Source organism: Pseudomonas sp. DR48 (assembly GCF_019823085.1).
GTDB lineage: Bacteria > Pseudomonadota > Gammaproteobacteria > Pseudomonadales > Pseudomonadaceae > Aquipseudomonas.
The window spans coordinates 3,954,180-3,980,737 of the sequence record NZ_CP081946.1; the positions used below are offsets into that span (position 1 = coordinate 3,954,180).

A 26,558-nucleotide genomic window follows, 5' to 3' on the forward strand; every position below is an offset into this window, starting at 1 on the left:
AGCTTTCCAACCCAGGGGTGAGGATGTTCGAGGAAGAAAACGCGCAGTGGGGGCTGGTGCATGCCCTGGTGCTGGACGGTAAAGGCGGTGCGCGTGCGATAGCCCGGACTGAACTCGACGATTTGCAACTGCAGGCCCATGAAAGCCTGTGGTTGCACTGGGATCGAAGTCACCCGCAAACCCAGACATGGTTGCGCAAATCCAGCGGTTTGAGTGAATTCAGCTGTGACCTACTGCTTGAAGAAAACACCCGGCCCCGACTTTTGCCTCTGCCTGACTCCGAGCTGTTGCTGTTTCTGCGAGGGGTCAACCTGAACCCTGGCGCGGAACCGGAAGACATGGTGTCTGTGCGTATTTTCGCATCCGCCCAGCGGGTGATTTCCCTGCGCCTGCGTCCATTGCGCGCGACCGATGAATTGCTGGTGCAGCTCGCTGACGGCAAAGGGCCGAAAACCGCCTCTGAACTCATCCTTTATATGGCTCAGTACTTGACCAACAAGGTTCAGGATCTGGTCAGTTGCCTCTCGGAAGTGGTCGATGAGGAAGAAGAAAAACTGGATGCCGACGAACGGTATACACCCGAGCACGGAGCCGTTTTGCAGATCCGTCGCAGGGCCGCCGGACTGAAACGTTTCCTGGCGCCGCAGCGCGATATTTTCGGGCAACTGACACGGATCAAACTGCCCTGGTTCGTCGACGATGATGGCGATTACTGGAACGAATTGAACAACAGCCTGACCCGTTACCTTGAGGAGCTGGAATTGACCCGGGAGCGGGTGGGGCTGGTCCTCGAGGCAGAAGACCGGCGTTTGAGCGTGCGCATGAATCGCACGATGTATCGCTTCGGGATCATCACCGGGATCTTTTTGCCGATGAGTTTCCTGACCGGTCTGCTGGGCATAAACGTCGGTGGAATTCCGTTCTCGTCCAGCCCTTATGGGTTCCTGATCGCCTGCCTGATGATGGTCTCGGTGGCGCTCGGGCAGTGGTGGTTATTCCGACGTTTGCGCTGGGTCTGAGGATGAGTCATGTGACCCGGGCAAAATTGGCCGCGTCTTTCACAGACATCACGAGAGGTGCGTATGCACGATCCGTTTGAACAGTCTTTGCGTGACATGCTGAACGCTTCGCCGTCCACCCGTGACGACGATGCGTGTCTGGGGCGTGTCCTGAAAACCGCCAACCGGCAGGTCGGCGCTGGTGATCTGTTCAGCCTGCTGGGCCGCTGGTTGCCCGCGCTGATGATTGCCCTCAACAACGGCTCGGCGCACATCTCGCCGGTTTCCCGTCACCGTAAACCTACCGCTCGCACTGCTGATAAGGCTGATTGAATATGGAACTTGATCTCTGGACTCAGAGCCTCGTCACTGCAATGACTGCGTTATGGACCAAGGTTGCCAACTTCATTCCGAACCTGTTCGGCGCGCTGGTAGTGCTGCTGCTGGGTTTCGTCGTGGCGAAGCTGTTGGACACGTTGCTGTCCAAGCTGCTTGCCAAGCTGGGCCTTGATCGCCTGATGGGCGGTACCGGTCTGACCAAGCTGCTGTCCCGGGCCGGCCTGCAAGTGCCGATCTCGACCCTGATTGGCAAAATCGTTTATTGGTTCGTTTTGCTTATTTTCCTGGTTTCTGCTGCAGAATCCCTTGGACTTGAGCGAGTTTCAGCTACGCTGGATATGCTTGCGCTGTATTTGCCGAAAGTATTCGGCGCCGCGCTCGTGCTGCTGGTAGGGGTCTTGCTGGCGCAACTGGCCAATGGGCTGGTTCGCGGCGCAGCGGAAGGCGTAGGGCTGGATTACGCTTCGGGCCTGGGACGAATTGCCCAGGGCCTTGTGATCATCATCAGCATTTCAGTTGCAATCAGCCAGTTGGAGGTCAAGACTGACCTGCTCAACCATGTGATTGTGATCGTATTGATTACCGTTGGTCTGGCCGTTGCGCTGGCCATGGGGTTGGGAAGCCGTGAAATTGCCGGTCAGATTCTTGCGGGAATCTATGTGCGTGAGTTGTATCAGGTTGGGCAACAAGTGCGTGTTGGCGAGGTCGAAGGTCAGATCGAGGAGATCGGCACGGTTAAAACCACGTTGCTGACCGATGAGGGCGAGCTGGTCTCTCTCTCCAATCGGATACTGCTGGAACAGCACGTGAGTAGCCGCTAATCCGGCAAACCCTGCTAATGTATGCCGCCGCAAAGTGCCCGGTAAGGGCTGCGGCGGACATTGACCTGACTGTCGGCCCGACTTGTTTTGAATAAAGCTCAATCGCTCTCTACGCGCTACGACCCCCGCGAGCTCTCTGATGAGGAGTTGGTCGCGCGCTCGCATACCGAGCTGTTTCACGTAACCCGCGCCTATGAAGAACTGATGCGGCGTTACCAACGAACATTATTTAACGTCTGTGCACGATATCTAGGGAACGATCGCGATGCAGACGATGTCTGTCAGGAAGTGATGTTGAAGGTGCTGTATGGCCTGAAGAACTTTGAGGGGAAATCGAAGTTCAAGACCTGGCTCTACAGCATCACGTACAACGAATGCATCACACAGTATCGGAAGGAAAGGCGAAAGCGTCGCTTGATGGACGCTTTGAGTCTGGACCCCCTCGAGGAAGCGTCTGAAGAGAAGGCGCCGAAACCTGAGGACAAGGGCGGACTTGATCGCTGGCTGGTGTATGTGAACCCGATTGATCGTGAAATTCTGGTGCTACGTTTTGTCGCAGAGCTGGAATTTCAAGAGATCGCGGATATCATGCATATGGGTTTGAGTGCGACAAAAATGCGTTACAAACGTGCTCTAGATAAATTGCGTGAGAAATTTGCAGGCATTGCTGAAACTTAGTTCAGCGCAAATATCTCTTACGTGTAGGCAAGTTCTGATAGACTTGCCGCCGAGTTGTCCCCCGGTTTGCGGGACTGCTTCACAATCACCAGATGGGGATTTAACGGATGAAACTGAAAAACACCTTGGGCTTGGCCATTGGTACTCTTATTGCCGCTACTTCGTTCGGCGCTCTGGCACAAGGCCAAGGCGCAGTTGAAGGCGAGCTCAACTACGGGAAAAAGTACAACGACAGCATTAACAATGTTGAAGACGGCTACACCCCTGGCGCTTCCATCGGTTACTTCTTGACCGACGACGTGTCGTTGAACGCTACCTACAACAACGATGACTACACCCGTTCGAACAACGGCACTGGCCATCAAAAAATCGAAGGCGACCAGTTCGGTCTGAACGCCCAGTACCACTTCAACAACGCTGGCGACGCTCTGCGTCCTTACGTTCAAGGTGGTGTTAAGCACGGCAGCATGACCAACGTAGCCGCTGATGGCCACACCGGTCGTGACCAGTCGACTTTCCTGACTGCTGGCGCTGGCGTTAAGTACTACTTCCTCGAAAACGTCTTCGCCCGTGCTGGCGTAGAAGCTGACTACAAACTGGACAACGGCCGTTGGGACTACATCCCATCCATCGGTGTGGGCGTGAACTTCGGTGGCGGCAACAAGCCTGCTGCTGCACCAGTTGCCGCTCCAGCTGAAGTCTGCACCGACAGCGACAACGACGGCGTGTGCGACAACGTTGACAAGTGCCCGAACACCCCAGCCAACGTAACTGTTGACGCTGATGGCTGCCCGGCAGTTGCTGAAGTTGTTCGTGTTGAGCTGGACGTGAAATTCGACTTCAACAAGTCGGTAGTCAAGCCTAACAGCTACGGCGACATCAAAAACCTGGCTGACTTCATGAAGCAGTACCCATCGACCACTACTGTTGTTGAAGGTCACACTGACTCCGTCGGTCCTGACGCTTACAACCAGAAACTGTCCGAGCGTCGTGCAAACGCCGTTAAACAAGTTCTGACCAACCAGTACGGTGTTTCGCCGTCCCGCGTTCAGTCTGTTGGCTACGGCGAATCCCGCCCAGTTGCTGACAACGCCACTGAAGCTGGTCGCGCTGTAAACCGTCGCGTAGAAGCGAAGGTTGAAGCTCAAGCTAAGTAATTAGCTCGCAGCTCTGAGAAAAGCCCGGCTTAGGCCGGGCTTTTCTTTGTCTGCGATTTGGTGAAGGACGGGGTGAATCAGGCGGATTGATCGGCGGTTATTGCCGGCAAGCCGTGCTCCCACAGGGTCGACGTTGCGCGGGCTGCCACTGCTCCGATCACCAGAATGGCGGGGCTCTTGAGCTGAAAATCGCTGGCCGCCTGTTCCATGGCGGTTAGATCGCTGCGACATTCCCGTTGGTGTGGCAGGGACGCGTTTTCAATCATTGCCACCGGCGTATCTGTCGCCATGCCTCCCGCCAGCAATTGCTCGCGGATCTCGCTCAACTTCGCCACCCCCATGTAGATCACCAGCGTCGTGCCGCCTTGGGCCAGGGCTTGCCAGTTCAGGCTGCTGCCATCTTGGGTGTGGGCGGTGACGAGCGTCACACCACGCGCCACGCCGCGCAGGGTCAATGAAATATCGCATTGCGTCGCTCCGGCCAGTCCGGCGGTGATGCCGTTGACCAGCTCAACGTCGACACCGTGCTCGCGCAACCACTGCGCTTCCTCTCCGCCGCGACCAAAGATGCACGGATCGCCGCCCTTGAGCCGCACCACGCACTTGCCCTGCCGGGCATAACGCAGCATCAGGCGATGAATGAACGCTTGGGGGGTGGATCGACATCCGCCGCGTTTACCCACAGGAATAATCCGCGCGCCGGGGCAATGTTCCAGCACCGCGTCATTGACCAGATCGTCGATCAGCACCACATCCGCTTCTCTCAACGCCCGAACAGCCTTTAGGGTCAGTAATTCAGGGTCGCCGGGGCCCGCGCCCACCAGCCAGACTTTTGCGCTCATAGTGTTTTCCTCACGAGATGACGGCGATCGGCTGCGCAGTGGCAGCCAACAGGCGCTTGATTTCAGGTACGCAGGAGCCGCATTGCGTGCCGCAGCCCAATGTTTGTTTCAGGCCCTGCAAGTCCAGGCCACGACTGATACCGGCGCAGATGGCGCTTTGGCTGACGTTTTTGCAGTTGCACAGGGTTTTTGTGCCGAGTGACGCGGCGCCGGCGTTGCCCGGTGGCGCGCTCAGCGGTGCCAGCAGCCAGCGCCGCAGTTGTTCGTCGGCGCGGCCTTCAAGCCAGAGGTTTTGCAGCCAGTGTTGGGCAAGTGTTTCGCCGGCCAGGCGCAGGGCGGTAATTCGGCCGTTCTCGATACGCACCCGTTTGCCGATGGCGCGTCGCGGATCGTCATAGGCCAGAACCGGGCCATCGTTGAGCGCCAGGCACTGATCGATTTCACGCAGCAGTTGTGGGTCGGGCGCTGCGGCGCTGGCAGCGCGTATCAGCAACGCCGGGCGCTCACGGCCGATAAGGCTGAGGCTAGCGTAGGAAAACGCCTCACAGAGCGGTCGTAGCGTCTCAATATGCTGTTGAACATTGCCCTCGATCAGGGCGAATAGCTGCCACGGCAACTGCACCGGCTCAAGTCGCACGCCGCTGTGTTTGAGTTCCGGTTGTTTCGACAGCGGATCGAAGGCGGGAAGGGTAAGGGTGTTCACGCCACCTTTGAGAAATCGGTCACCAAAATGCATTGGCAGAAACGCTTGGCCAGGCCGCACGCTGTCATCGCTGCTGACCGGCACAATCACCGAGCCGCGACGGCTTTTGACGTTGATCAGGTCGCCCGGTTGCAGGCGATGCCGGCGCAGTTCATCCGGGTGCAGGCTCAGCACGGCCTCGCTGACATGACCGAAAAGCTGCGCGGCAGTGCCGGTGCGGCTCATGCCATGCCACTGGTCACGCAGACGGCCGGTGATCAGGGTCAGCGGGAAGCGTGCGTCGCGTTGTTCCTTGGCGGCGCGATACGGATCGGCCACAAATTGCGCGCGCCCGCTGGCAGTCGGAAAAACGCCGTCGAGGTACAGACGAGCGGTGCCTTCGCTGGCGCCCGTAGGGAAAGGCCACTGTTGCGGGCCGAGACGGTCGATCAGCGCATGACTGATGCCGGACAGGTCCAGGTCGCGCCCGCGAGTCAGTTGTTTGTATTCGTCGAACACCTGCGCAGGCGACTCAAAGGCAAACAGGCTGTTCTGCCCAGGGCGCAGGTATTTTTCCAGGCGTTGTGCGAAATCTACCGTAATCGACCAGTCGGGGCGGGATTCACCCGGTGCGACGATGGCCCGACGAACGTGGGAAATGCGCCGTTCAGAGTTGGTCACCGTACCGTCCTTTTCACCCCAGCTGGCGGCAGGCAACAGCAGGTCGGCGAAGGCGGCGGTTTCGGTGGTGCGAAAAGCCTCCTGCAATACCACAAACGGGCAGGCCTCCAGTGCGGCGCGCACGGCGGTCTGGTCCGGCAGCGATTGCGCAGGGTTGGTGCAAGCGATCCACAGGGCTTTGATTTTTCCGCTACGGACCTGCTCAAACAATTCAATCGCGGTCAGCCCGGTGTTTGCCGGCAGCTGATCAACCCCCCAGTAGGACGCCACTTGCGCGCGATGGTCGGCATTGGCCGCTTCGCGATGCCCCGGCAGCAGGTTCGACAGGCTGCCGGTTTCCCGTCCGCCCATGGCATTGGGCTGACCGGTCAGGGAGAACGGTCCTGCACCCGGACGGCCGATTTGCCCGGTGGCCAGGTGCAGGTTGATCAGCGCGCTATTTTTCGCGCTGCCAGCGGTGGACTGGTTCAGCCCCATACACCACAACGATAGAAAGCTCTTCGAGGTGCCCACCCACTCAGCGCATTGCTGCAGTTGCTCGACGCTGATCCCGCACAGCTGCGACACCATCTGCGGCGTGTAATCGCGCACCAGGCTTTTCAGCTCACCCAGGCCCTCGGTGTGCGCCTTGATGAAGTCGCGGTCGATCCAGTCTTCCCACAGCAGCAGGTGCAAAATCCCATGGAACAAAGCGACATCGGTCCCGGGAAGAATCGCCAGGTGCAGGTCAGCCAGATCGCAGGTGTCGGTGCGACGAGGGTCGATGACCATGACTTTCATCTGTGGACGGCGGGATCTGGCTTCTTCCAGGCGACGAAACAGCACCGGGTGGGCGTAGGCCATGTTGCTGCCGACGATCATCACGCAGTCGCTCAACTCCAGGTCTTCGTAGCTGCAGGGCGGTGCATCGGCACCAAGACTGCGCTTGTAGCCAACCACCGCCGACGACATGCACAGGCGTGAATTGCTGTCGATGTTGTTGGTGCCGACCAGCGCTCGCGCCAGTTTGTTGAAGGCGTAGTAATCCTCGGTCAGCAACTGCCCGGAAATGTAGAAGGCCACGCTGTCCGGGCCGTGCTCGGCAATGGTTTGCGCGAAGACATTGGCGGCATGATCGAGGGCGGTGTCCCAGTCGGTGCGGCTGCGGGCCAGGCTTTTGCCAAGGCGCAACTCGGGGTACAAGGCGCGCGCGGTCAGGTCGCCGGTCAGGTGCAAGGTCGAACCCTTGCTGCACAATTTGCCGAAGTTGGCCGGGTGGGTCGGATCGCCGCTGACGCCGAAGATGCGCTCGCCGTCATGCTCGATCAGCACGCCGCAGCCAACCCCGCAGTAGCAGCAAGTGGAGGCGGTGATCTGGCTGTTCATCAGCGTGCTTCCCGCAGGGCCAGCAACACACGGCCGTTCTCGACCCGTGCCGAATGATGATGGGCGCAGCCGATATCCGGGGCCTGGGCCTCGCCGGTTTCCAGGTCGATCTGCCAGTTGTGCAGCGGGCAGGCAACGCGTTTGCCATAGATAAGGCCTTGGGACAGCGGTCCGCCCTTGTGCGGGCAGCGGTCGTCGAGGGCGAACACTTCGTCGTCGCTTGTACGAAAAATCGCGATGTCGCCTTTCGGGCCGGCGATGATCCGGGAGCCGAGGGCATTGATCTCTTCCAGTGCGCAGATATCCAGCCAGTTCATGCCTGCACCTCCAGGTTCTTCACGGGGATGACCTCGAATTCTTTCTTCAGCAGGGGTTGCTCCAGGCGTTCTTTCCACGGGTCCTGTTCGAACGACAGGGAAAATTGCAGGCGCTCATTCAACGCTTTGCGGCGCTGTGGGTCTTCCAGCACGGCTTTCTTGATGTGTTCCATGCCGACCCGTTGCAAGTAGTGCACGGTGCGTTCGAGGTAGAAGGCTTCTTCGCGGTACAGCTGCAGGAATGCGCCGTTGTATTCGCGCACTTCTTCGGCTGTTTTGAGCTTGACGAAAAACTCCGCGACTTCGGTTTTGATCCCGCCGTTGCCGCCGATGTACATCTCCCAGCCCGAATCCACGCCGATAATTCCCACATCCTTGATGCCCGCTTCTGAACAGTTACGTGGGCAGCCGGAGACGGCGAGTTTCACTTTGTGCGGTGACCACATGTTGAACAGGTCATGTTCCAGCTCGATCCCCAGTTGCGTGGAGTTCTGCGTGCCGAAGCGGCAGAACTCGCTGCCGACGCAGGTTTTTACCGTGCGGATGGATTTGCCATAGGCATGGCCGGAGGGCATGTCCAAGTCTTTCCAGACACCCGGCAGGTCCTGTTTCTTGATGCCTAGCAAGTCGATGCGCTGCCCGCCAGTGACCTTGACCATCGGCACGTTGTACTTGTCCGCCACATCGGCGATGCGTCGCAGCTCTGAAGGATTGGTCACACCGCCCCACATCCGCGGGACCACAGAGTAGGTGCCGTCTTTCTGAATATTGGCGTGGGCCCGTTCGTTGATCAGGCGCGATTGTGGATCGTCCTTGGCTTCGCCCGGCCAGGTCGAAATCAAGTAGTAATTGAGCGCGGGGCGGCAGGTGGCACAGCCGTTCGGGGTGCGCCAGTTCAGGTAGCTCAGGGTGCCGGCGATGGTCAGCAGATGCTGTTCGCGGATGGCCTGGCGGATTTGCCCATGATTGAGGTCGCTGCACCCGCAGATGGCTTTTTCGCTTTTCGGTTTGACGTCGGCGGCACCGCCCACGGTGTTGATCAGGATCTGTTCGACCAGCCCCGCACAGGAGCCGCAGGAGCTGGCGGCCTTGGTGTGTTTTTTCACGTCGTCGACGCTGAACAGACCGTGTTCCTGAATTGCCTTGACGATGGTGCCTTTGCACACGCCGTTGCAACCGCAGACTTCGGCGGTGTCGGCCATGCTCATGGCTTTGTCCTGGCCTTGGTGTCCTACATCGCCGAGGGCATGCTCCATAAAACTAGAGCCGCCGAACATCAGGTGATCGCGGATCTCGCTGACGTTATGAGTCCCTCGGATTTGCTGAAAATACCAACCGCCATCTGCCGTATCGCCGTACAGACAGGCGCCGACCAGCACGTCATCCTTGATCACCAGTTTTTTGTAGACCCCGCCGATCGGGTCGGAGAGGGTGATGGTCTCGGTGCCTTCGCCGCCCATGAAATCGCCGGCGGAAAACAGGTCGATGCCGGTGACTTTCAATTTGGTCGAGGTCACCGAGCCCTTGTAGGTGGCGAAGCCCAGTTGGGCGAGGTGATTGGCGCAGACCTTGGCTTGCTCGAACAACGGCGCGACCAGACCGTAGGCGATGCCCCGGTGACTGGCACACTCACCGATGGCGTAGACCCGAGGGTCGTAGGTTTGCAGGGTGTCGTTGACCAGAATCCCGCGGTTGCAGGGGATGCCGGATTTTTCCGCGAGTTCAGTGTTTGGGCGAATGCCGGCGGCCATGACCACCAGGTCGGCGGGGATGATGTCGCCGTTCTTGAACTGCACCGAGCCGACCCGGCCATTGCCGGCATCGTGCAGCGCCTGGGTCTGTTCGCACAGGCGAAAGTGCAGGCCGCGGCCTTCAAGCGCGGTTTGCAGGAGCTGGCCGCTGGTTTTGTCCAGTTGCCGCTCCAGCAGCCATTCGCCGATGTGCACCACGGTGACGTGCATGCCGCGCAGCATCAGGCCGTTGGCGGCTTCAAGGCCAAGCAGGCCGCCGCCGATGACCACGGCGTGTTTGTGGGTCTTGGCGGTGTCGATCATCGCTTGGGTGTCGGCGATGTCGCGGTAGCCGATCACGCCCTGCAGGGTGTTGCCGGGGATCGGCAGGATGAACGGCGTCGATCCGGTCGCGATCAGCAAGCGATCGTATTCGGCCTCGGTGCCGTCTTCGGCGATGACCCGGCGCTTGACTCGGTCGATCTCCACCACCTTGCGGTTGAGCAGCAGCTTGATGTTGTTTTCCAGGTACCAGTCCAGATCGTTGAGCACGATCTCTTCGAAGGTTTGTTCGCCGGCCAGGACGGGCGAGAGCAGGATACGGTTGTAATTGGTGTGGGGTTCGGCGCCGAAGACGGTGATGTCGTACAGCTCATTGCTCAGCTTGAGCAATTCCTCCAGGGTGCGAACCCCGGCCATGCCGTTGCCGATCATCACCAGTTTTAGTTTTTTCATTCAGGTTCTCCGGGAGCTCGGACCCGCCTTATCAGGGCGTTCAGGTCGTGCTCGACAAATTTTGCGCAAACAAAAAAAGGCGTCCCGCTAGCTAACTAGCGAGGACGCCTTTGTCCTGGTCCCGTTCTCTCGGGAAGCGCATCCTTCGTCGTTGAAGGCTGGGCTTTATGTAAGTTGAGAAAGGTAATGCAGCGGTTGTGCCAAGTTGCCAGAACCCGTATTTAAAGAGGGAAATAACAGTTTTGAGTCAAAGCGTCCGACTTATTGCACCGAATCAAAGCGCGTCGCCCATTAATGGAGCGGCCTTTATTTAGATTTTCGTGTCCGTAATAGCGCCTTCGCGAGCAAGCCCGCACACATTGGAAATGCGCTTACCCTGTGGGAGCGGGCTTGCTCGCGAAGGGCGCGACTGGGTATCAACCATGAAACACGAAAACCAGCAGCACCAGATTCACCAGCAACGACACCAGCGCCAACGTCCGCCAGACTTTCAGCGGCTCACGCTCCAGCAGCGGTCTGGGGCGCACGCTCAAGCTGCGACGTTCACCCTGTTCCAGTACCTGCAGCCATTCCTCTGCGGTTTCAAAGCGCTGGGCCGGCTGTACCGCAACTGCACGATCCAGGCTTTGCGCGATCCATTCCGGCAGGTCGGGGCGGTAGCGACTGGCGCTGATCGGGACACCAAACCGTGGGCGCTGGAAGGCTTCGATCTCGCCGTAGGGATAATGCCCGGTCAGCAGGAAATACAAGGTCACACCGACCGCATACAGATCCTGTTGCAGGGATGGCGGGTCGCCGCGAAAGGCTTCCGGCGCGATATAGCTGGGTGTTCCGGGCAGGGCAGACGGTTGATCTTCAGACAGGCCGGGGCAGTAGGCGAGGCCGAAATCCAGCAGGCGTAACTCGCCGTCGTCCCCCAGCAACAGGTTTTCCGGTTTGATGTCGCGGTGCAGGATTTGCCGTCGATGAAGCATGCCGACGGCCCGCAGCAGGCGTTCAGCCAAGTCTTGCCACTGGGCCAACGGTAGCTGCTCAACGCGCTCATGAAGGGCGGCGAGGGTAGATCCGGAATATTCGCGCATCACGTAGTACAAATGCTGACGCTGACTGGCGGCATGCACTTCAGGAAAATGCCGTCCGGCGACGCGTTTGAGAAACCATTCTTCCGACAGCAAGGCTTGCCCGGCCAGATGATCATCGCGCAAGGCAACGGGCAAGGTTTTCAGCAGCCAGGGTTGTTGCTGACTGTCGCGAACCCGATAGAGCAGCGATTGCTGGCTCTGGCCGAGAATCCCGTCGACCTGCCAACCCTCGAACATCTGGCCCGGTTTCAGTGCCGGAGGCAGCGGCCATTGCTGCAAATGAATCAGCGCATCGCCAATGCTTGTCTCACCGAGGGCATCGACACGCACCAACAGGGCGCTGGCATTGTCCTGGCTGCCGGCCAGGTGCGCGGCGCTGACCAAGGTCTGCGCCGCACTGTTAAGGTCCGGTTGATCGCGCAGAATCGCGGCGATGGCGGTGTCACCGAGGACCGCCCAAACGCCATCGCTGAGCAGCACAAAGCTCTCATCGAGGCGCAATTCACCGTCGAGAAAATCCAGCACCAGATGCTGATCGAGGCCCAGCGCACGCTTGAGCACGTGTTGCATGCCCGGCTGATCCCAGACGTGGTCCTCGCTGACCCGTTGCAAGGTGTCGGCGTGCCAGCGATAAACCCGGCAATCGCCGACGTGGGCCAGGGTAAAGCGCCGGCCACGCATGACCAGGGCACTGACCGTGGTGAGCAATGGTTGCCCGCCGCCATTGGCCTGCAACCAGCGATTTTGCGCCAACAGCAGGCGATCCAGCGCCTGCGCAACACCCCAGGTTTCCGGGGTGGCGTAATAGTCCAGCGCCAGGGCCTGCAAGGTCGAACGGGCGGCGAGACCGCCATCGGCGCACTGGCTGACCCCGTCGGCGATGGCGAACAAGAAACCCTTGCTCGCCGCCAGCGCCGGGGCCGGCGTGACCAGGCGCAGGGCGTCCTGGTTTTCCGCGCGTGGACCGATGGCGCTCGCTTCGGCAAAGCTCAGTTGCAGGCTCATTAACGTCTCAGACCCGGGCAGCGGTCACTGCCGCCGAACCCCAAGTGGTTCTCCAGCGACGCTTCACGCCGTGCAGACCAAACCAGGCAAGAACACCGAGGCTGGCGAACAACCACAAGGCCAATTGATAACTGCCGGTGCTTTGCTTGATCGCGCCCATGCCCGCAGCCAGGGCAAAGCCGCCAATGCCGCCGGCCATGCCGATCAAACCGGTCATTACGCCGATCTCACGACGAAAACGCTGCGGCACCAGTTGGAAAACCGCGCCGTTACCCGCGCCCAGGCCAAGCATGGTGCAGACGAAAAGTGCCAGTGCCGCGTAGGAACTTGGCAGGTTGAAACCCACCGCTGCGATGCAGACCGCGGCGACCGTGTACATGCCCAGCAATGTGCGGATGCCACCAAAACGGTCGGCCAGCGCGCCGCCCAATGGACGCATCAGGCTGCCACCGAATACGCAGGCCGCGGTGTAGTAGCCGGCGGTCACAGGGCTCAGGCCATATTGGTCATTGAAATAGCCGGGCAGGGCGCTGGCCAGGCCAATGAATCCACCGAAGGTCACGCTGTAGAAAAACATGAACCACCAGCTGTCGCGGTCGCCCAGGGCTTTGAAGTAGTCGGACACGGACTTGGCTTTCGGCCGTTCAGGCGCGTTTTTCGCCAGCCAGGCGAAGACGATAATGGTCAGGATCAACGGGATCAGGGCGAAACCGAACACATTGCTCCAGCCGAAGGCCGCCGCCAACACCGGGGCGATCAATGCTGCCAGCACAGTGCCCGAGTTACCGGCACCGGCGATGCCCATGGCTTTGCCTTGGTGCTGCGGTGGATACCATTGCGACGCCAACGGCAGGGCGACGGCGAAGGACGCACCGGCCATGCCGAGGAACAGGCCCAGCACCAGCGCTTGCTCGTAGCTGTGAATGCCGAGTTTCCAGGCACCGAACAGGGCAGAGATGACAATCACCTGGCCGATCAGCCCGGCGGTTTTTGGCGACAGGCGATCAGCCAGCATGCCCATGATGAAGCGCAGCACGGCACCGGCCAGAATCGGCGTGGCCACCACCATCCCTCGCTGTTGGGTGGTCAGGTGCAGGTCGGCGGCGATCTGCACCGCCAGCGGGCCGAGCAGGTACCAGACCATGAAGCTCAGGTCGAAATAGAGGAAGGCCGCGAACAATGTCGGGGTATGGCCGGATTTCCAGAAGCTTGAATTCATCGCGCACCTCAGCTGTAGGGAGTCTCGAGAAAGAGTCATGAGCTTGCAGGTGGGGCGCCGCATCGGCCGCACCACCGGCCCCGGTCTCTGGGGCCAAAAACTAAAAAACGCCGCCACCCGATTCGCCATGGGCAAATAAGGTGAGCGACGTCTTTGTCGTAGGTGGGGCAACCGCCGTTGGTTACCTGTAGTGATTACTTAGCGAGATTTGTGCCATGTTCAGGATGATCGTTTCCACGCGCAGCATCTGATCGTTCCCACGCTCCGCGTGGGAATGCATCTCGTGACGCTCTGCGTCACAGCTCGAAGCGGACGCAGAGCGTCCATGGCGGCATTCCCACGCGGAGCGTGGGAACGATCATTGGGCGGGGGGTTAGCCGAGCAGTTCGCTCATGGCAATGATCTGCTCCGCCACCTGAATCAGCTTCTGCTGCCGGCTCATGGCCTGGCGGCGCATGAGGGTGTAGGCCTCTTCCTCGTTGCAGTCTTTCATTTTCATCAACAGCCCTTTAGCCAGCTCGATGCGCTTGCGCTCGGCCAGTTGCTGATCGCGGGCGTTGAGCTGGGCGCGCAAGGCCTGGTCGCTTTCAAAGCGCGCCATCGCAACGTCGAGAATCGGCTGCAAGCGTTGTGCGTGAATGCCTTCGACGATGTAGGCACTGACGCCGGACTTGATCGCCTGACGCATTACGTCGGGGTCGTGTTCGTCGGTAAACATCACGATCGGCCGCGGTTGATCACGCGACACCAGCACCACTTGCTCCATCACATCGCGGCTCGGTGACTCGGTATCGATCAGGATCACGTCCGGACGCACCGTTTCGACGCGTGCGGGCAGGTCAATGGTCAGGCCGGATTCATCGATGACCTCAAACCCGGCTTCGGTGAGGGCGGCTTTCAGGCGACCGACTTTCTTCGCCGTGTCGTTGATCAGCAGGATACGCAACATGTTCGCAGTCTCCTGTCAGCGGGTGGCGAATCGGTGCGAGCTGTCGCTCATGGCGTGCAACTTGAAACTGCGGGCGTAAGCGGCCGGGTCGCTGCCGTCCCAGATTTTGCCGTCGATCAGTTGGCTGGCGCGCATGGCCTGGCCCTCGGCGGCAACACCGACCGCCGCGGCCGCCTCACGGTACAAGTCTAGTTGCTGGACCTGACGGGCCACGCCAAGGTAGTCCGGGTCGTCACGCAACAAGCCCCAGCGGCGAAACTGGGTCATGAACCACATGCCGTCGGACAAGTAGGGCAGGTTGACCTCGCCATTCCCATGGAAACGCAGGGCGTGCGGATCTTGCCAGCGATTGCCGAGTCCGTCGGCGTAATCACCCAGCAACCGTGGCTCGATGCAGTCGAGCGGCGCATCGAGGTATTCCGGCGCGCTCAACAGCTTGGCGGTGCTGCGACGGTTCTCGGTGCTTTCCTCGATGAAGCGGCTGGCCTCCAGAATCGCCATCACCAGCGCCCGCGCCGTGTTCGGGTATTGCTCGACAAAGGCACGGGTGCAGCCGAGGACTTTTTCCGGATGATCGGGCCAGATCGTCTGGGTCGTCGCCAGGGTAAACCCCAGGTTCTGCTTCACCGCACTGGCAGACCAAGGCTCGCCGACGCAGAAACCATCGATGCGACCCGCCTGCAGGTGCGCGACCATTTGGGGTGGCGGCACCACCACGCTGTCGACGTCCTGCAACGGATGAATGCCCTGGCTCGCGAGCCAGTAATACAGCCACATGGCGTGGGTGCCGGTCGGAAAAGTCTGGGCGAAGGTCAGTTTTGGGCGACTTTGGTGCACGTGCCGATCCAGTGCTTCAGGACTGGTCACGCCCAAGGCTTGCAAGCCATGGGAGAGGTTGATGCTCTGACCGTTCTGATTCAGCCCCATCAACACCGCCATATCGGTGGCGGCTACACCGCCGATGCCCAGGTGTACGGCGTAGATCAGGCCGTAAAGGCTGTGCGCGGCGTCGAGTTCGCCGCTGACCAGTTTGTCCCGCAGGTTCGCCCAGGACGATTGGCGCTTGAGGTTCAGGGTCAGGCCATAAGGCTGGGCGAAACCCTGGGTGGCCGCGACCACCACGGAGGCGCAGTCTGTCAGGGCCATGAAGCCGAGGTTGATTTCGGTCTTTTCCGGGGCATCGCTGCCGTTGACCCAGGCGAGTGGGCCCGCTGTGGTTTCATTCATGACTCAACACCTTCCAAAAAAAAACGTCGCCCCAGACCCTTGCGTGAGCAAAGCCTTGTGACGACGCCATTGTCCTTCCACTCATCCCGCCGTTGGCATGAGTGCTGATGCCTATGTCGGTGCAAGGCATATGCCATCGGCCCTTGATTTTGCCGCGTGCCTCGCTTGCGACCCCGATGCCCGGCTATAATCGCCGCCTCATTTCGCCGCCATTCGAGTCAAAGCCGCCCATGTACACCCTGGCCCGTCAGCTGTTGTTCAAACTTTCCCCGGAAACCTCCCACGATCTGTCCCTGGACCTGATCGGCGCGGGCGGGCGTTTGGGCCTCAACGGTTTGCTGTGCAAGGCCCCGGCGAAAATGCCGGTGAAGGTCATGGGCCTGGACTTCCCTAACCCGGTCGGTCTGGCGGCCGGCCTGGACAAGAATGGCGCGGCCATCGACGGCTTCGCGCAGTTGGGTTTTGGATTCGTTGAAATCGGCACCATCACCCCGCGCCCGCAGCCGGGCAACCCGAAACCACGGATTTTCCGTCTGCCGGAAGCCGAGGCGATCATCAATCGCATGGGTTTCAACAACCTCGGCGTCGATCACCTGCTGGCCCGTGTGGCAGCCGCCAAGTACAAGGGCGTGCTGGGCATCAACATCGGCAAGAACTTCGATACGCCGGTTGAACGTGCGGTCGACGACTACCTGATCTGCCTGGACAAGGTCTACGCCCACGCCAGCTACGTGACAGTCAACGTAAGTTCGCCGAACACCCCGGGCCTGCGCAGCTTGCAGTTCGGCGATTCGCTCAAGCAGTTGCTGGCGGACCTGGCGACCCGTCGCGCGGAACTGGCGTTGCGCCATGGCAAACACGTGCCGCTGGCGATCAAGATCGCCCCGGACATGACCGATGAAGAAACCGCGCAGGTCGCGCAAGCATTGATCGAAACCGGGATGGACGCGGTGATCGCCACCAATACCACCCTGAGCCGCGTGGGTGTCGAAGGCCTTGAGCATGGCGAGGAGGCGGGCGGTTTGTCCGGCGCGCCGGTTCGCGAAAAAAGTACCCACACCGTTAAGGTGCTGGCGTCGGAGCTGGCCGGTCGCTTGCCGATCATCGCCGTGGGCGGCATCACCGAAGGCAAGCACGCGGCTGAGAAAATCGCCGCGGGCGCGAGCCTGGTGCAGCTCTATTCCGGTTTCATCTACAAAGGTCCGGCGCTGATTCGCGAGTCCGTCGACGCCATCGCCGCCCTGCGCTGATCTCACACACCGTCAATGTAGGAGCTGTGTAGGAGCTGTGTAGGAGCTGTCGAGTGAAACGAGGCTGCGATCTTTTGACTTTTATTTTTAAAAAAACAAGATCAAAAGATCGCAGCCTCGTTTCACTCGACAGCTCCTACACAGCTCCTACAGGGATAGGTGAACGGGCATAAAAAAGGGCACCTCGAAGGTGCCCCTGGGCCGGAGCCCGCCGCCCGGATGGGGCGTGCGTGGTTAAGTCGTTCAGTAATCAGATTGTCGTGTCGGAGTGTTTGGCCCTGTAAATTAGCCGACGGCGTGAAGTTCGTTGAGTCTGTGGATTCCCGCAGTGCCGGTCATACCGTCCCAGTTGTCGCCGCGTCCTTCTCGCCAGCCATTAATCCAGGCTTGGCGTACCGACGGTAGAGTAAATGGGCAAAGCTCACGGGATTTGCCACCAACGCCATATTGATATCCGCGCAAAAATGCTCTTTCCAACGGATCACGCTTAAGTCTTCTCATAGGGTGTTGCCCTCACTTGTTGACTGTATTTATCGCGTCGACCTCAATTGAGGTCTGGCAGAAAAAATCCTGCCGTTGGGGCTCGCTGCCGGCGTCGCGAGCCAAGGTGTTGACGTCGTTGCGGCGTCAACCTGAGTTGAGTTCTAACCAATGCGTCACACCGATGGAATGATCGTTTTGTCATAAGGACGTAACCATTAAGGTGGTATGGCCATAAGTAACACGATGTTTGCCCGTGTTTATTGACCAAACCCCGGTATGATCAGCCCCGCGCTGGATGATTGCGCCAATCCCTTGCTGAGAATGCCTCGCGTTGCCCGGAGGCATTATTCGACGAAGGGTCGGTTTATGACATTTTGTTGCATCAACTTTTTTATCTGCCTTTGCATCTAAGCTCTTTTAACCCGGGCTTGCAGGGGTGGGACGGCACACCTCCGTGCCACGCGGGCGCTCTTTTAGAAAAGCGCCTGATTGAAAACCGGGCCGGCAATGCGTTGCCGGTTCACTAGCCAAAGGCTTTGAAATTCCAATGTCCGATCAATTCGAAATCTTCCTCACTTGCCCCAAAGGCCTTGAAGGCCTGCTCATCGAGGAAGCCGTCGGGCTTGGCCTTGAGGACGCGCGTGAGCACACCTCGGCTGTGCGCGGCATGGCCACCATGGAAACCGCTTATCGCCTGTGCCTGTGGTCGCGTCTGGCGAACCGGGTGCTGCTGGTGCTCAAGCGTTTCCCGATGAAGGACGCTGAAGACCTGTATCACGGCGTGCTCGACATCGAGTGGCAAGACCACATGCTCAACGACGGCACTCTGGCCGTCGAGTTCAGCGGCCATGGCTCGGGCATCGACAACACCCACTTCGGCGCCTTGAAAGTCAAAGACGCCATCGTCGACAAGCTGCGCACCCCGCAAGGCGACCGTCCGTCCATCGACAAGCTCAACCCGGACCTGCGCATTCACCTGCGCCTGGACCGTGGCGAAGCCATTCTCTCGCTCGACCTGTCCGGCCACAGCCTGCACCAGCGCGGTTATCGCTTGCAGCAAGGCGCGGCGCCGCTCAAGGAAAACCTTGCGGCCGCAATCCTGATCCGCTCCGGCTGGCCACGCATTGCGGCCGAAGGCGGCGCACTGGCTGACCCGATGTGCGGTGTGGGTACGTTCCTGGTCGAAGCGGCCATGATCGCTGCCGACATGGCGCCGAACCTGCGTCGCGAGCAGTGGGGTTTTACCGCTTGGCTCGGTCACGTACCGGCACTGTGGAAAAAGCTCCACGAAGAAGCCACCGAACGCGCCGCTGCCGGCCTGGCCAAGCCACCGCTGTGGATTCGCGGTTACGAAGCCGACCCGCGGCTGATTCAGCCGGGCCGCAACAACGTTGAACGTGCGGGCCTGAGCGAGTGGATCAAGATCTACCAGGGCGAAGTCGCCACGTTCGAGCCACGTCCGGACCAGAACCAGAAAGGCCTGGTGATCTGCAACCCTCCATACGGCGAGCGCCTGGGCGACGAAGCAAGTCTGCTTTATCTCTATCAGAACCTCGGCGAGCGCCTGCGTCAGGCTTGCCTGAACTGGGAAGCGGCCGTCTTCACCGGCGCCCCGGAGCTGGGCAAGCGCATGGGCATCCGCAGCTTCAAACAGTATTCGTTCTGGAACGGCGCCTTGCCGTGCAAGCTGCTGCTGATCAAGGTCACCCCGGACCAGTTCGTCACCGGCGAGCGTCGCACCCCGGAACAGCGTCAGGTTGAGCGCGAGCAAGCTGAAGTCGAAGTTGCCGACAACGACGTGGCACCGGGCAAGTACGAGAAGTACAACAAGAACGGCAACCCGATCAAACCGGCCCCGGTGGTGATCGAGCAGCCGCGCTTGAGCGAAGGCGGGCAGATGTTTGCCAACCGCCTGCAAAAGAATCTCAAGGCACTGGGCAAATGGGTCAAGCGCGAAGGCATCGATTGCTATCGCGTCTACGATGCCGACATGCCGGAATATTCCATGGCCATCGATCTCTATCAGGATTGGGTCCACGTCCAGGAATACGCCGCGCCGAAATCCATCGACCCGGAAAAAGCCTCGGCGCGCATGTTCGATGCCCTGGCCGCCATTCCGCAGGCCTTGAACATCGACAAGAGCCGGGTAGTGGTCAAGCGCCGCGAGCGCCAGAGCGGCACCAAGCAGTACGAACGCCAGGCGGCGCAGGGCAAGTTCGTCGAGGTCAATGAAGGCGGTGTGAAGTTGCTGGTCAACCTGACCGACTACCTCGACACCGGTCTGTTCCTCGACCACCGTCCAATGCGCATGCGGATTCAGAAAGAGGCGGCCGGCAAGCGCTTCCTCAACCTGTATTGCTACACCGCGACCGCCAGTGTTCACGCGGCCAAGGGTGGCGCCCGCAGCACCACCAGCGTCGACCTGTCGAAAACCTACCTCGACTGGGCGCGTCGCAATCTGTCGCTGAACGGTTTCTCCGACAAGAACCGTCTGGAGCAGGGTGACGTGATGGCGTGGCTTGAAGCTTGCCGCGACGAGTACGACCTGATCTTCATCGATCCGCCGACGTTCTCCAACTCCAAGCGCATGGAAGGCATCTTCGACGTGCAGCGTGACCAGGTGCAATTGATCGACCTGGCCATGGCGCGCCTGGCGCCGGGCGGCGTGTTGTACTTCTCCAACAACTTCCGCAAATTCACGCTTGAGGAAAACCTCACCGAGCGTTATGTCGTCGAAGAAATCACCGCCCAGACCATCGATCCGGATTTCGCCCGGAATGGCAAGATCCACCGTGCCTGGAAAATCACGGCCCGTTGACGGTTAAGCCGATTGGATCCACAGAGCCTTGATTTTTAAAGGCTCTTTGGTTCTTTCAGTGCTGGCCAAATTAGTGGCTAATAGCTATAACTCAACGCATGGCCAATGGGCTTTCCCGCACATGGCGTTTTGAGTTGCGTCTATGTCGTTGCACGCCGTGCGCCCCAAGATCCTGGGTTTTATCAGTGAAGATGTCTCGGCCTGGCTGGTCGCGCTGCTGGTATTGCTCGTTGGCGGGATTCTCACCGGTTTGCTGGCCTGGTCGACGCTCAATCTGTTTCAGCATCAATTGCGGCAACGTTTCCAACTGCTGGCCAGCGAACGTTACAGCCGCATCGAAGAACGTTTCGAAGATCAGGAGCAACGCCTTGACGGGTTGCGCCGGTTCTTCGCCAATTCCGAGTCGGTCTCCCGCGAGGAGTTCGACGGCTACACCCAACCACTCTTGCACCGCACACAGGCGTACTCGTTCGCCACTCGGGTCACTCGCGCCGAACGTCCTGCCTTCGAACGCCGGGTGCGCGACGAGGGGTTGAGCGACTTCACCATCCGCGAACTCAATGGCGAAGGCCAACTGCAATTGGCGGCCGAACGGGATGAGTACGTGGCTGTGCTTTACAGTCAGACGCAAAGCCGGCTCGGCTCGCCGCTGGGGTACGACTTGTGGGCCCAGCCCTTGCGTCGCGATACGCTGGAGCGGGCCAACCAACGGGGGGGCATGGCGGTGTCGAAGCCAATGCACCTGGTCAGCATCGAGCCGGCTTACGCGCGCGGGGTGTTGTTGGTGGCGCCGGTGAAGCAGGCCAGTGATCCGGCCGGGAAACCCTCCGGTTATGTCATGGCGGTGATCAGCATGCGTCAGCTGCTGGCGGATGGGCTGCCCGAGGCCAGTCATGACTACCTCTCGGTGCGAATCCTCGATTTGTCCACCGATGATCAGCACGAAGTGCTTTATGAATCCTCCAACACGCCAGCCACCAGCGAGTTGTCAGCGACACGCCTGTTGCGCATGGCTGACCATGACTACCAAGTCGACATCCTGCCCAGCGAAGCCTTTCTGCAAGCCAACCATTCCTCGGTGAGCAGCCTGGTGGTGCTCGGCGGTTTGCTCAGTTTGTTGCTCAGTGCATTGCTCTATGTATTGGTCAGTCAGCGCCAGCGTGCGCTGAGCATGGTCGAGCAGCGCACTCAGGAGTTGCACGCCCGTGAGCAGGAGTTGCGCGGCACCCATGGCCAGTTGCGTGGCGTGCTGAATGCGGCGACTCAGGTGGCTATCATCGCCACCGACTTGCGCGGTGTCATCAGCACGTTCAACGCCGGGGCCGAGCAGATGCTCGGTTACTCCAGTGCCGAAGTGGTGGGGCGCATGACCCTGGAAAACCTGCACTTCCCCCGCGAGCTGGTCACCCGCGCGGCCGAATTGAGTGCGTCCTATGGCAAGCCGATTCCGACCTGTCAGGCGATGCTGGTCGAAGGGGGCGAAAAAGGAGGCCACGAAGCGCGGGAGTGGACGTTGGTCCGCCAGGATGGCAGCCATTTGACGGTCAACATGCTCGCGACTCCGGTGCTCGACGAACAAGGCCTGTGGGTCGGGCATCTGGCCATTTGCATCGACATCACCGAACGCAAACGCGTGCACGAGGCATTGGCCGCGCGGGACCTGCTGCTGAAAAAACTCAGCGCCCATGTGCCCGGTGGCATTTATCAATTCAAGATGGAATTCGACGGGCGCTTCAGCTTGATTTACGCCAGCGACGGTATTCGCGACATCTACGAACTCGAACCGGACGTGCTGTTGTTCGACGCCGAAGCGATCTTCACGCGGATTCATCCGCAGGACATGACGCGCGTGCGCGCCTCGATCCGGGCGTCGGCGGACACCCTCAGCCCGTGGCGCGAGGAATACCGGGTGCTACTGCCCAAGCGTGGTCTGCGTTGGGTGCGTGGCGAGGCGACTCCGGAAGAACTGCCCGGCGGTGGCGTGCTCTGGCATGGCTATGTTTCGGATATTTCCGACATGAAGCGGGTGGAGGAAGAACTGCGGGCGTTGTCGATCACTGACTCCCTGACCGGAATTCACAACCGCCGCTACTTCCAGGAGCGCCTGACCACGGAAATGTCCCGGGTCGAACGCGGTGGCGGCGAATTGTCGGTGATCATGCTCGACATCGACCACTTCAAACGCATCAATGACCTGCATGGCCACGCTGTGGGCGATCGGGTGTTGCAGGTCGTGTGCGAACGAATCAGTCATCGCCTGCGCCGCACGGACGTGTTCTGTCGCCTGGGCGGCGAGGAGTTCATGGTGCTCTGCCCGGACATTGACGGCGAGCATGCGCATGTCTTGGCCTTGCAGCTTTGGCAAGGGTTGCGCAGTTCGCCGATTGAAGGCGTTGGCATCGTGACCGCGAGTTTCGGGATTGCCAGTTGGCGCGTCGGGGAGGGCGCGGATGCGCTGTTGTTGCGGGCGGATTCGGGGGTTTACGCGGCGAAGCAGGCGGGACGGGATCGGGTACAGGAAGAGACGAAGTAAGGCTTTATGCTGACCCTGTGGGAGCGGGCTTGCCCGCGATAGCGGTGTATCAGTCAACATGATTTCGACTGACACTCCCTCATCGCGGGCAAGCCCGCTCCCACATGGATCTCCAGTGTTTGGTAAAACAGGTCAGAGCACCGAAGCCGTTTCCGGCATTTTCGGCTGGCGATACAGGTCCAGCAGCACCTGATCCAGCACCGACGAAGCACCAAACGGCGCCTTGTCGTTGAGAATAGCCACCACCGCCCAGGTATTGCCGTTGACGTCGCGGCTGAAGCCGGAGATCGCGCGTACGGTGTTCAGGGTGCCGGTCTTGACGTGGGCTTCGCCGCGCATCGCGGTGGTTTTCAGGCGTTTGCGCATGGTGCCATCGGTACCCGCAATCGGCATCGAACTGATGAACTCGGCAGCGTACGGGCTGTGCCATGCGGCTTGCAGCATCGCCGCCATTTCACGCGCGCTTACCCGTTCGGCACGGGACAGGCCGGAACCGTTCTCCATCACCAGGTGCGGCGCGGTGATGCCTTTCTTCGCCAGCCACTGGCGCACCACACGCTGGGCAGCCTTGGCGTCGTCGCCGTCAGCGTCGGTGCGGAATTTCTGGCCCAGGCTCAGGAACAACTGCTGGGCCATGGTGTTGTTGCTGTATTTATTGATGTCGCGAATGATTTCCGCCAGGTCCGGCGAGTAAGCCCGGGCCAGCACCTTGGCGTTGCCTGGCGTCGGGGCCAGGCGATCCTTGCCCTGGATGCTGCCGCCCAGTTCTTTCCAGATCGCACGCACCGCGCCAGCGGTATACGTGGCGTGGTCGAGCAGCGACAGGTAAGTCTGCGAGCTGCAGCCATCGCCCAACTGACCGCCAACCGTCACGGTCACGCTGCCATCGGCCTGGGTCACCGGGTTGTAGCGCACGCCACCGGTGCATTGCTTGGAATTGATGGCTTTGACCTGGTTTTCAATGTTGATGGTGGCGATCGGCGGTTCCACCGAAATCAGCACCCGGCCATTGTCGTTGCGTGCCACGAAGCGCAGGGCCTTGAGGTTGACCATCAGCGAGTCTGGCTTGACCAGGAACGGCTTGTTCTCGTCATTGCCGTCATCGTTGAACTCGGGCAATTGCGGTTGGACGAAGAAGCTGCGGTCCAGCACCAGGTCGCCGGTGATTTGCGTCACGCCGTTGGCGCGCAGGTCACGCATCAGCAGCCAGAGTTTTTCCATGTTCAGTTTCGGATCGCCGCCACCCTTGAGGTAGAGGTTGCCGTTGAGGATGCCGCCGCTCAGCGTGCCGTCGGTGTAAAACTCGGTTTTCCACTGATGGTTCGGGCCGAGCATTTCCAGCGCGGCGTAGGTGGTGACCAGCTTCATGGTCGACGCCGGGTTGACCGAAACGTCAGCGTTGAAAATGGTTGGGGTGCCGGGACCGGTCAGCGGAATCATCACCAGCGACAGGGCGGTGTCCGGCAGTTTGCTGGCCTTGAGGGCTTTTTCGACGTTGGGCGACAGGCCGGTATTGATGGAAGCGGCGGAAACGGAGAAGGCCAGGGGAAGAAGGAAACCGGCCAGCAGCAATGGACGCAAAGACTTGATCATGTGAAATAAAACCCTACAGCCGAGGGGAAAAAAGACGAGGGCATGGAGACAAAAATCCCTCAGTGGTCATGAAAGTGTCGGCATTATGCCCCAAGGTGCAACCGCTTGTGCCGTGCCAGGCCTCTCTGATTTGCTATTTTTTTACCGGCGGTAGGCGTCACGCCGCCGAGAGTCGGGCAATCAGCGGCTGAAACTGCTAAAGTGCCGCCCGTTATTACTTATGAGGATTGTTCCAATGGCGACTAACCGTTCCCAGCGTCTGCGCAAAAAACTGTGCGTCGATGAATTTCAAGAGCTGGGTTTCGAACTGAACCTGGATTTCAAAGAAGATTTGGCTGATGAAGCCATTGATGCTTTCCTCGACGCGTTCCTGAAAGAAGCCATGGAAGCCAACGGTCTGGGCTATGTTGGCGGCGACGACTTCGGTCTGGTTTGCCTGCAGAAGCGTGGCTCGGTATCCGAAGAGCAGCGTGCCGCTGTTGAAGCCTGGCTCAAAGGCCGCAGCGAACTGACCGAAGCAACCGTCAGCCCGCTGATCGACGTCTGGTACCCGGAAAAGCCGATCAATCCGGTAGCTTGATGTCATAAAAAACGGCGACCCAAGGGTCGCCGTTTTTTTATGCCTGCAGAAAGGATCTTTCAGTTTTTACGCCAGTTCAGGATCAACAGCGTCAACACCCCCGCCACAATCCCCCAGAACGCCGACCCGATGGAAAACAGCGTCAGCCCCGACGCCGTGACCATAAAGGTGATGAGCGCCGCTTCACGCTCCTTCACTACGGTCATGGCGATGCTCAAGCCATTGATGATCGAACCAAACAGCGCCAGCGCGGCAATCGACAGCACCAACTCTTTAGGCAACGCGGCAAACAACGCCGCCAGTGTCGCGCCAAACACGCCGGCGATCCCGTAAAAAATCCCGCACCACACCGCCGCCGTGTAGCGCTTGTTACGATCTTCATGGGCGTGCGGCCCGGTGCAGATCGCTGCGCTGATGGCCGCCAGGTTGATCCCGTGAGAGCCGAACGGCGCCAGCAGCAACGAAGCGATCCCGGTGGTGGTGATCAGCGGGGAGGCCGGCACGGTGTAGCCGTCGGCGCGCAGCACGGCAATGCCGGGCATGTTCTGCGACGTCATTGCCACCACGAACAGCGGGATGCCGATGCTGATGGTCGCGGCCAGAGAGAAATGCGGCGTGGTCCAGACCGGTGTTGCCACTTCCAGATGAAAGCCGCTGAAATCCAGCAGCCCCATGAACCCCGACAGCGCCGTGCCGATCAGCAGTGCCGCGAGCACCGCATAGCGTGGCGACAGGCGCTTGATCACCAGGTAAGTGAAGAACATTCCCAATACCAGCCCGGTGCGATGCTGGGCGGCGACGAAGATTTCGCTGCCGATCTTGAACAGGATCCCCGCCAGCAATGCCGCAGCCAATGAAGCCGGAATTCTTTTCACTAGGCGTTCGAAGCTGCCGGTCAAACCACAAATCGTCACCAGCACCGCGCAGGTAATGTAGGCGCCGATGGCTTCGCCGTAACTGACGCCGCCCAGGCTGGTGATCAGCAACGCTGCGCCGGGCGTCGACCAGGCGATGGTGATCGGCGTGCGGTAACGCAAGGACAGGCCGATGGAGCAGACCGCCATGCCGATCGAGATCGCCCAGATCCACGATGAAATCTGCCCGCTGGTCAAACCCGCCGCTTGCCCGGCCTGGAACATCAGGACCAGGGAGCTGGTGTAACCGGTCATCATGGCGATGAAGCCGGCGACGATCGCCGACGGTGAGGTGTCGGCCAGGGGGCGGAGCTGCGTGTGCGTGGCGTCGTTCATGACAGCGGTGTTTCCTTGTTCTGATAAAGATGTCCGTTGCAACGTTGAACCCTGTGGGAGCGGGCTTGCCCGCGAAAGCGTCTTGTCAGTCGCCATCTGCTTTGACTGACACACCGCCTTCGCGGGCAAGCCCGCTCCCACAGGGGATTGCGATCAGGCAGCGGATTCTGTGTTCAAGCCTAAACTCAAAAGTAACCAGTCGTTGCAATACAGCGGAAGTGACA

General features: G+C 60.0%; 20 protein-coding genes. 9 read left to right on the forward strand and 11 right to left on the reverse strand.

Going from position 1 to position 26,558, the window contains the following annotated elements:
* The first annotated feature begins 23 nt into the window (after positions 1-23).
* From K5K95_RS17930 to K5K95_RS17950, 5 genes are all read left to right on the forward strand, one after another.
* Positions 24-1,019, forward strand: coding sequence for a zinc transporter ZntB (locus K5K95_RS17930; protein ID WP_222585405.1), 996 nt, complete (start codon positions 24-26; stop codon positions 1,017-1,019).
* Positions 1,020-1,082: 63 nt separating this feature from the next.
* Positions 1,083-1,331 (forward strand): CrfX protein, encoded by a 249-nt coding sequence (locus K5K95_RS17935; protein ID WP_090181900.1) that lies wholly within the window; start codon positions 1,083-1,085, stop codon positions 1,329-1,331.
* A 2-nt stretch (positions 1,332-1,333) separates the two neighbouring features.
* Positions 1,334-2,158 carry a mechanosensitive ion channel family protein gene (locus K5K95_RS17940; protein WP_008048604.1) on the forward strand — a complete coding sequence of 275 codons (825 nt, stop codon included), beginning with the start codon at positions 1,334-1,336 and terminating at the stop codon, positions 2,156-2,158.
* A gap of 87 nt (positions 2,159-2,245) precedes the next feature.
* Entirely contained in the window at positions 2,246-2,836 is a 591-nt protein-coding gene (gene sigX, locus K5K95_RS17945; protein WP_008146300.1) for an RNA polymerase sigma factor SigX, read from the forward strand.
* 107 nt (positions 2,837-2,943) lie between these two features.
* On the forward strand, positions 2,944-3,993 hold the full coding sequence (locus K5K95_RS17950) for an OmpA family protein (protein ID WP_222585406.1): 1,050 nt from the start codon (positions 2,944-2,946) through the stop codon (positions 3,991-3,993).
* A 77-nt stretch (positions 3,994-4,070) separates the two neighbouring features.
* On the opposite strand, the gene cobA is transcribed toward K5K95_RS17950, so the two are convergent.
* From cobA to K5K95_RS17990, 8 genes are all read right to left on the reverse strand, one after another.
* Positions 4,071-4,835: a uroporphyrinogen-III C-methyltransferase gene (gene cobA, locus K5K95_RS17955; protein WP_222585407.1), complete on the reverse strand. Its 765-nt coding sequence runs from the start codon at positions 4,833-4,835 to the stop codon at positions 4,071-4,073.
* 10 nt (positions 4,836-4,845) lie between these two features.
* Complete coding sequence (locus tag K5K95_RS17960; protein ID WP_222585408.1) at positions 4,846-7,563, reverse strand: nitrate reductase; 2,718 nt, start codon at positions 7,561-7,563, stop codon at positions 4,846-4,848.
* Positions 7,563-7,880 carry a nitrite reductase small subunit NirD gene (gene nirD / locus K5K95_RS17965; protein ID WP_090181907.1) on the reverse strand — a complete coding sequence of 106 codons (318 nt, stop codon included), beginning with the start codon at positions 7,878-7,880 and terminating at the stop codon, positions 7,563-7,565. The genes K5K95_RS17960 and nirD overlap by 1 nt, the downstream gene beginning before the upstream one ends.
* Positions 7,877-10,345: a nitrite reductase large subunit NirB gene (nirB, locus tag K5K95_RS17970; protein ID WP_222585409.1), complete on the reverse strand. Its 2,469-nt coding sequence runs from the start codon at positions 10,343-10,345 to the stop codon at positions 7,877-7,879. Before nirB ends, nirD begins: the two co-directional genes overlap by 4 nt.
* A 416-nt stretch (positions 10,346-10,761) precedes the next feature.
* Positions 10,762-12,432, reverse strand: coding sequence for a bifunctional protein-serine/threonine kinase/phosphatase (locus K5K95_RS17975; protein WP_222585410.1), 1,671 nt, complete (start codon positions 12,430-12,432; stop codon positions 10,762-10,764).
* Positions 12,433-12,439: 7 nt separating this feature from the next.
* Positions 12,440-13,651: a nitrate/nitrite transporter gene (locus K5K95_RS17980; RefSeq protein WP_222585411.1), complete on the reverse strand. Its 1,212-nt coding sequence runs from the start codon at positions 13,649-13,651 to the stop codon at positions 12,440-12,442.
* A gap of 373 nt (positions 13,652-14,024) precedes the next feature.
* Positions 14,025-14,600: an ANTAR domain-containing response regulator gene (locus K5K95_RS17985; protein WP_008146285.1), complete on the reverse strand. Its 576-nt coding sequence runs from the start codon at positions 14,598-14,600 to the stop codon at positions 14,025-14,027.
* A gap of 15 nt (positions 14,601-14,615) precedes the next feature.
* Complete coding sequence (locus tag K5K95_RS17990) at positions 14,616-15,827, reverse strand: CmpA/NrtA family ABC transporter substrate-binding protein (RefSeq protein ID WP_222585412.1); 1,212 nt, start codon at positions 15,825-15,827, stop codon at positions 14,616-14,618.
* 230 nt (positions 15,828-16,057) lie between these two features.
* Here K5K95_RS17990 and K5K95_RS17995 point away from each other — a divergent pair, with 230 nt between their 5' ends.
* A complete protein-coding gene (locus tag K5K95_RS17995; protein WP_222585413.1) occupies positions 16,058-17,077 on the forward strand; it encodes a quinone-dependent dihydroorotate dehydrogenase in 1,020 nt (339 codons plus the stop codon).
* 285 nt (positions 17,078-17,362) lie between these two features.
* On the opposite strand, the gene rmf is transcribed toward K5K95_RS17995, so the two are convergent.
* Positions 17,363-17,578, reverse strand: coding sequence for a ribosome modulation factor (gene rmf / locus K5K95_RS18000; RefSeq protein WP_003223300.1), 216 nt, complete (start codon positions 17,576-17,578; stop codon positions 17,363-17,365).
* A 529-nt stretch (positions 17,579-18,107) separates the two neighbouring features.
* Between rmf and rlmKL the strand changes: the two genes are divergently transcribed.
* Positions 18,108-20,378 (forward strand): bifunctional 23S rRNA (guanine(2069)-N(7))-methyltransferase RlmK/23S rRNA (guanine(2445)-N(2))-methyltransferase RlmL, encoded by a 2,271-nt coding sequence (gene rlmKL, locus K5K95_RS18005; RefSeq protein WP_222585414.1) that lies wholly within the window; start codon positions 18,108-18,110, stop codon positions 20,376-20,378.
* A gap of 142 nt (positions 20,379-20,520) precedes the next feature.
* Positions 20,521-22,911 (forward strand): GGDEF domain-containing protein, encoded by a 2,391-nt coding sequence (locus K5K95_RS18010; protein WP_222585415.1) that lies wholly within the window; start codon positions 20,521-20,523, stop codon positions 22,909-22,911.
* 132 nt (positions 22,912-23,043) lie between these two features.
* Here K5K95_RS18010 and dacB read toward each other — a convergent pair whose 3' ends face one another.
* A complete protein-coding gene (gene dacB / locus K5K95_RS18015; protein ID WP_222585416.1) occupies positions 23,044-24,504 on the reverse strand; it encodes a D-alanyl-D-alanine carboxypeptidase/D-alanyl-D-alanine-endopeptidase in 1,461 nt (486 codons plus the stop codon).
* 235 nt (positions 24,505-24,739) lie between these two features.
* Between dacB and K5K95_RS18020 the strand changes: the two genes are divergently transcribed.
* The gene (locus K5K95_RS18020; RefSeq protein ID WP_007896965.1) at positions 24,740-25,084 is read left to right on the forward strand and encodes a YggL family protein; all 345 of its coding nucleotides are present in this window, start codon (positions 24,740-24,742) and stop codon (positions 25,082-25,084) included.
* 59 nt (positions 25,085-25,143) lie between these two features.
* Here the strand turns inward: K5K95_RS18020 and K5K95_RS18025 are convergent, their stop codons facing one another.
* A complete protein-coding gene (locus K5K95_RS18025; RefSeq protein WP_222585417.1) occupies positions 25,144-26,334 on the reverse strand; it encodes a benzoate/H(+) symporter BenE family transporter in 1,191 nt (396 codons plus the stop codon).
* Between the last annotated feature and the right edge of the window lie 224 nt (positions 26,335-26,558).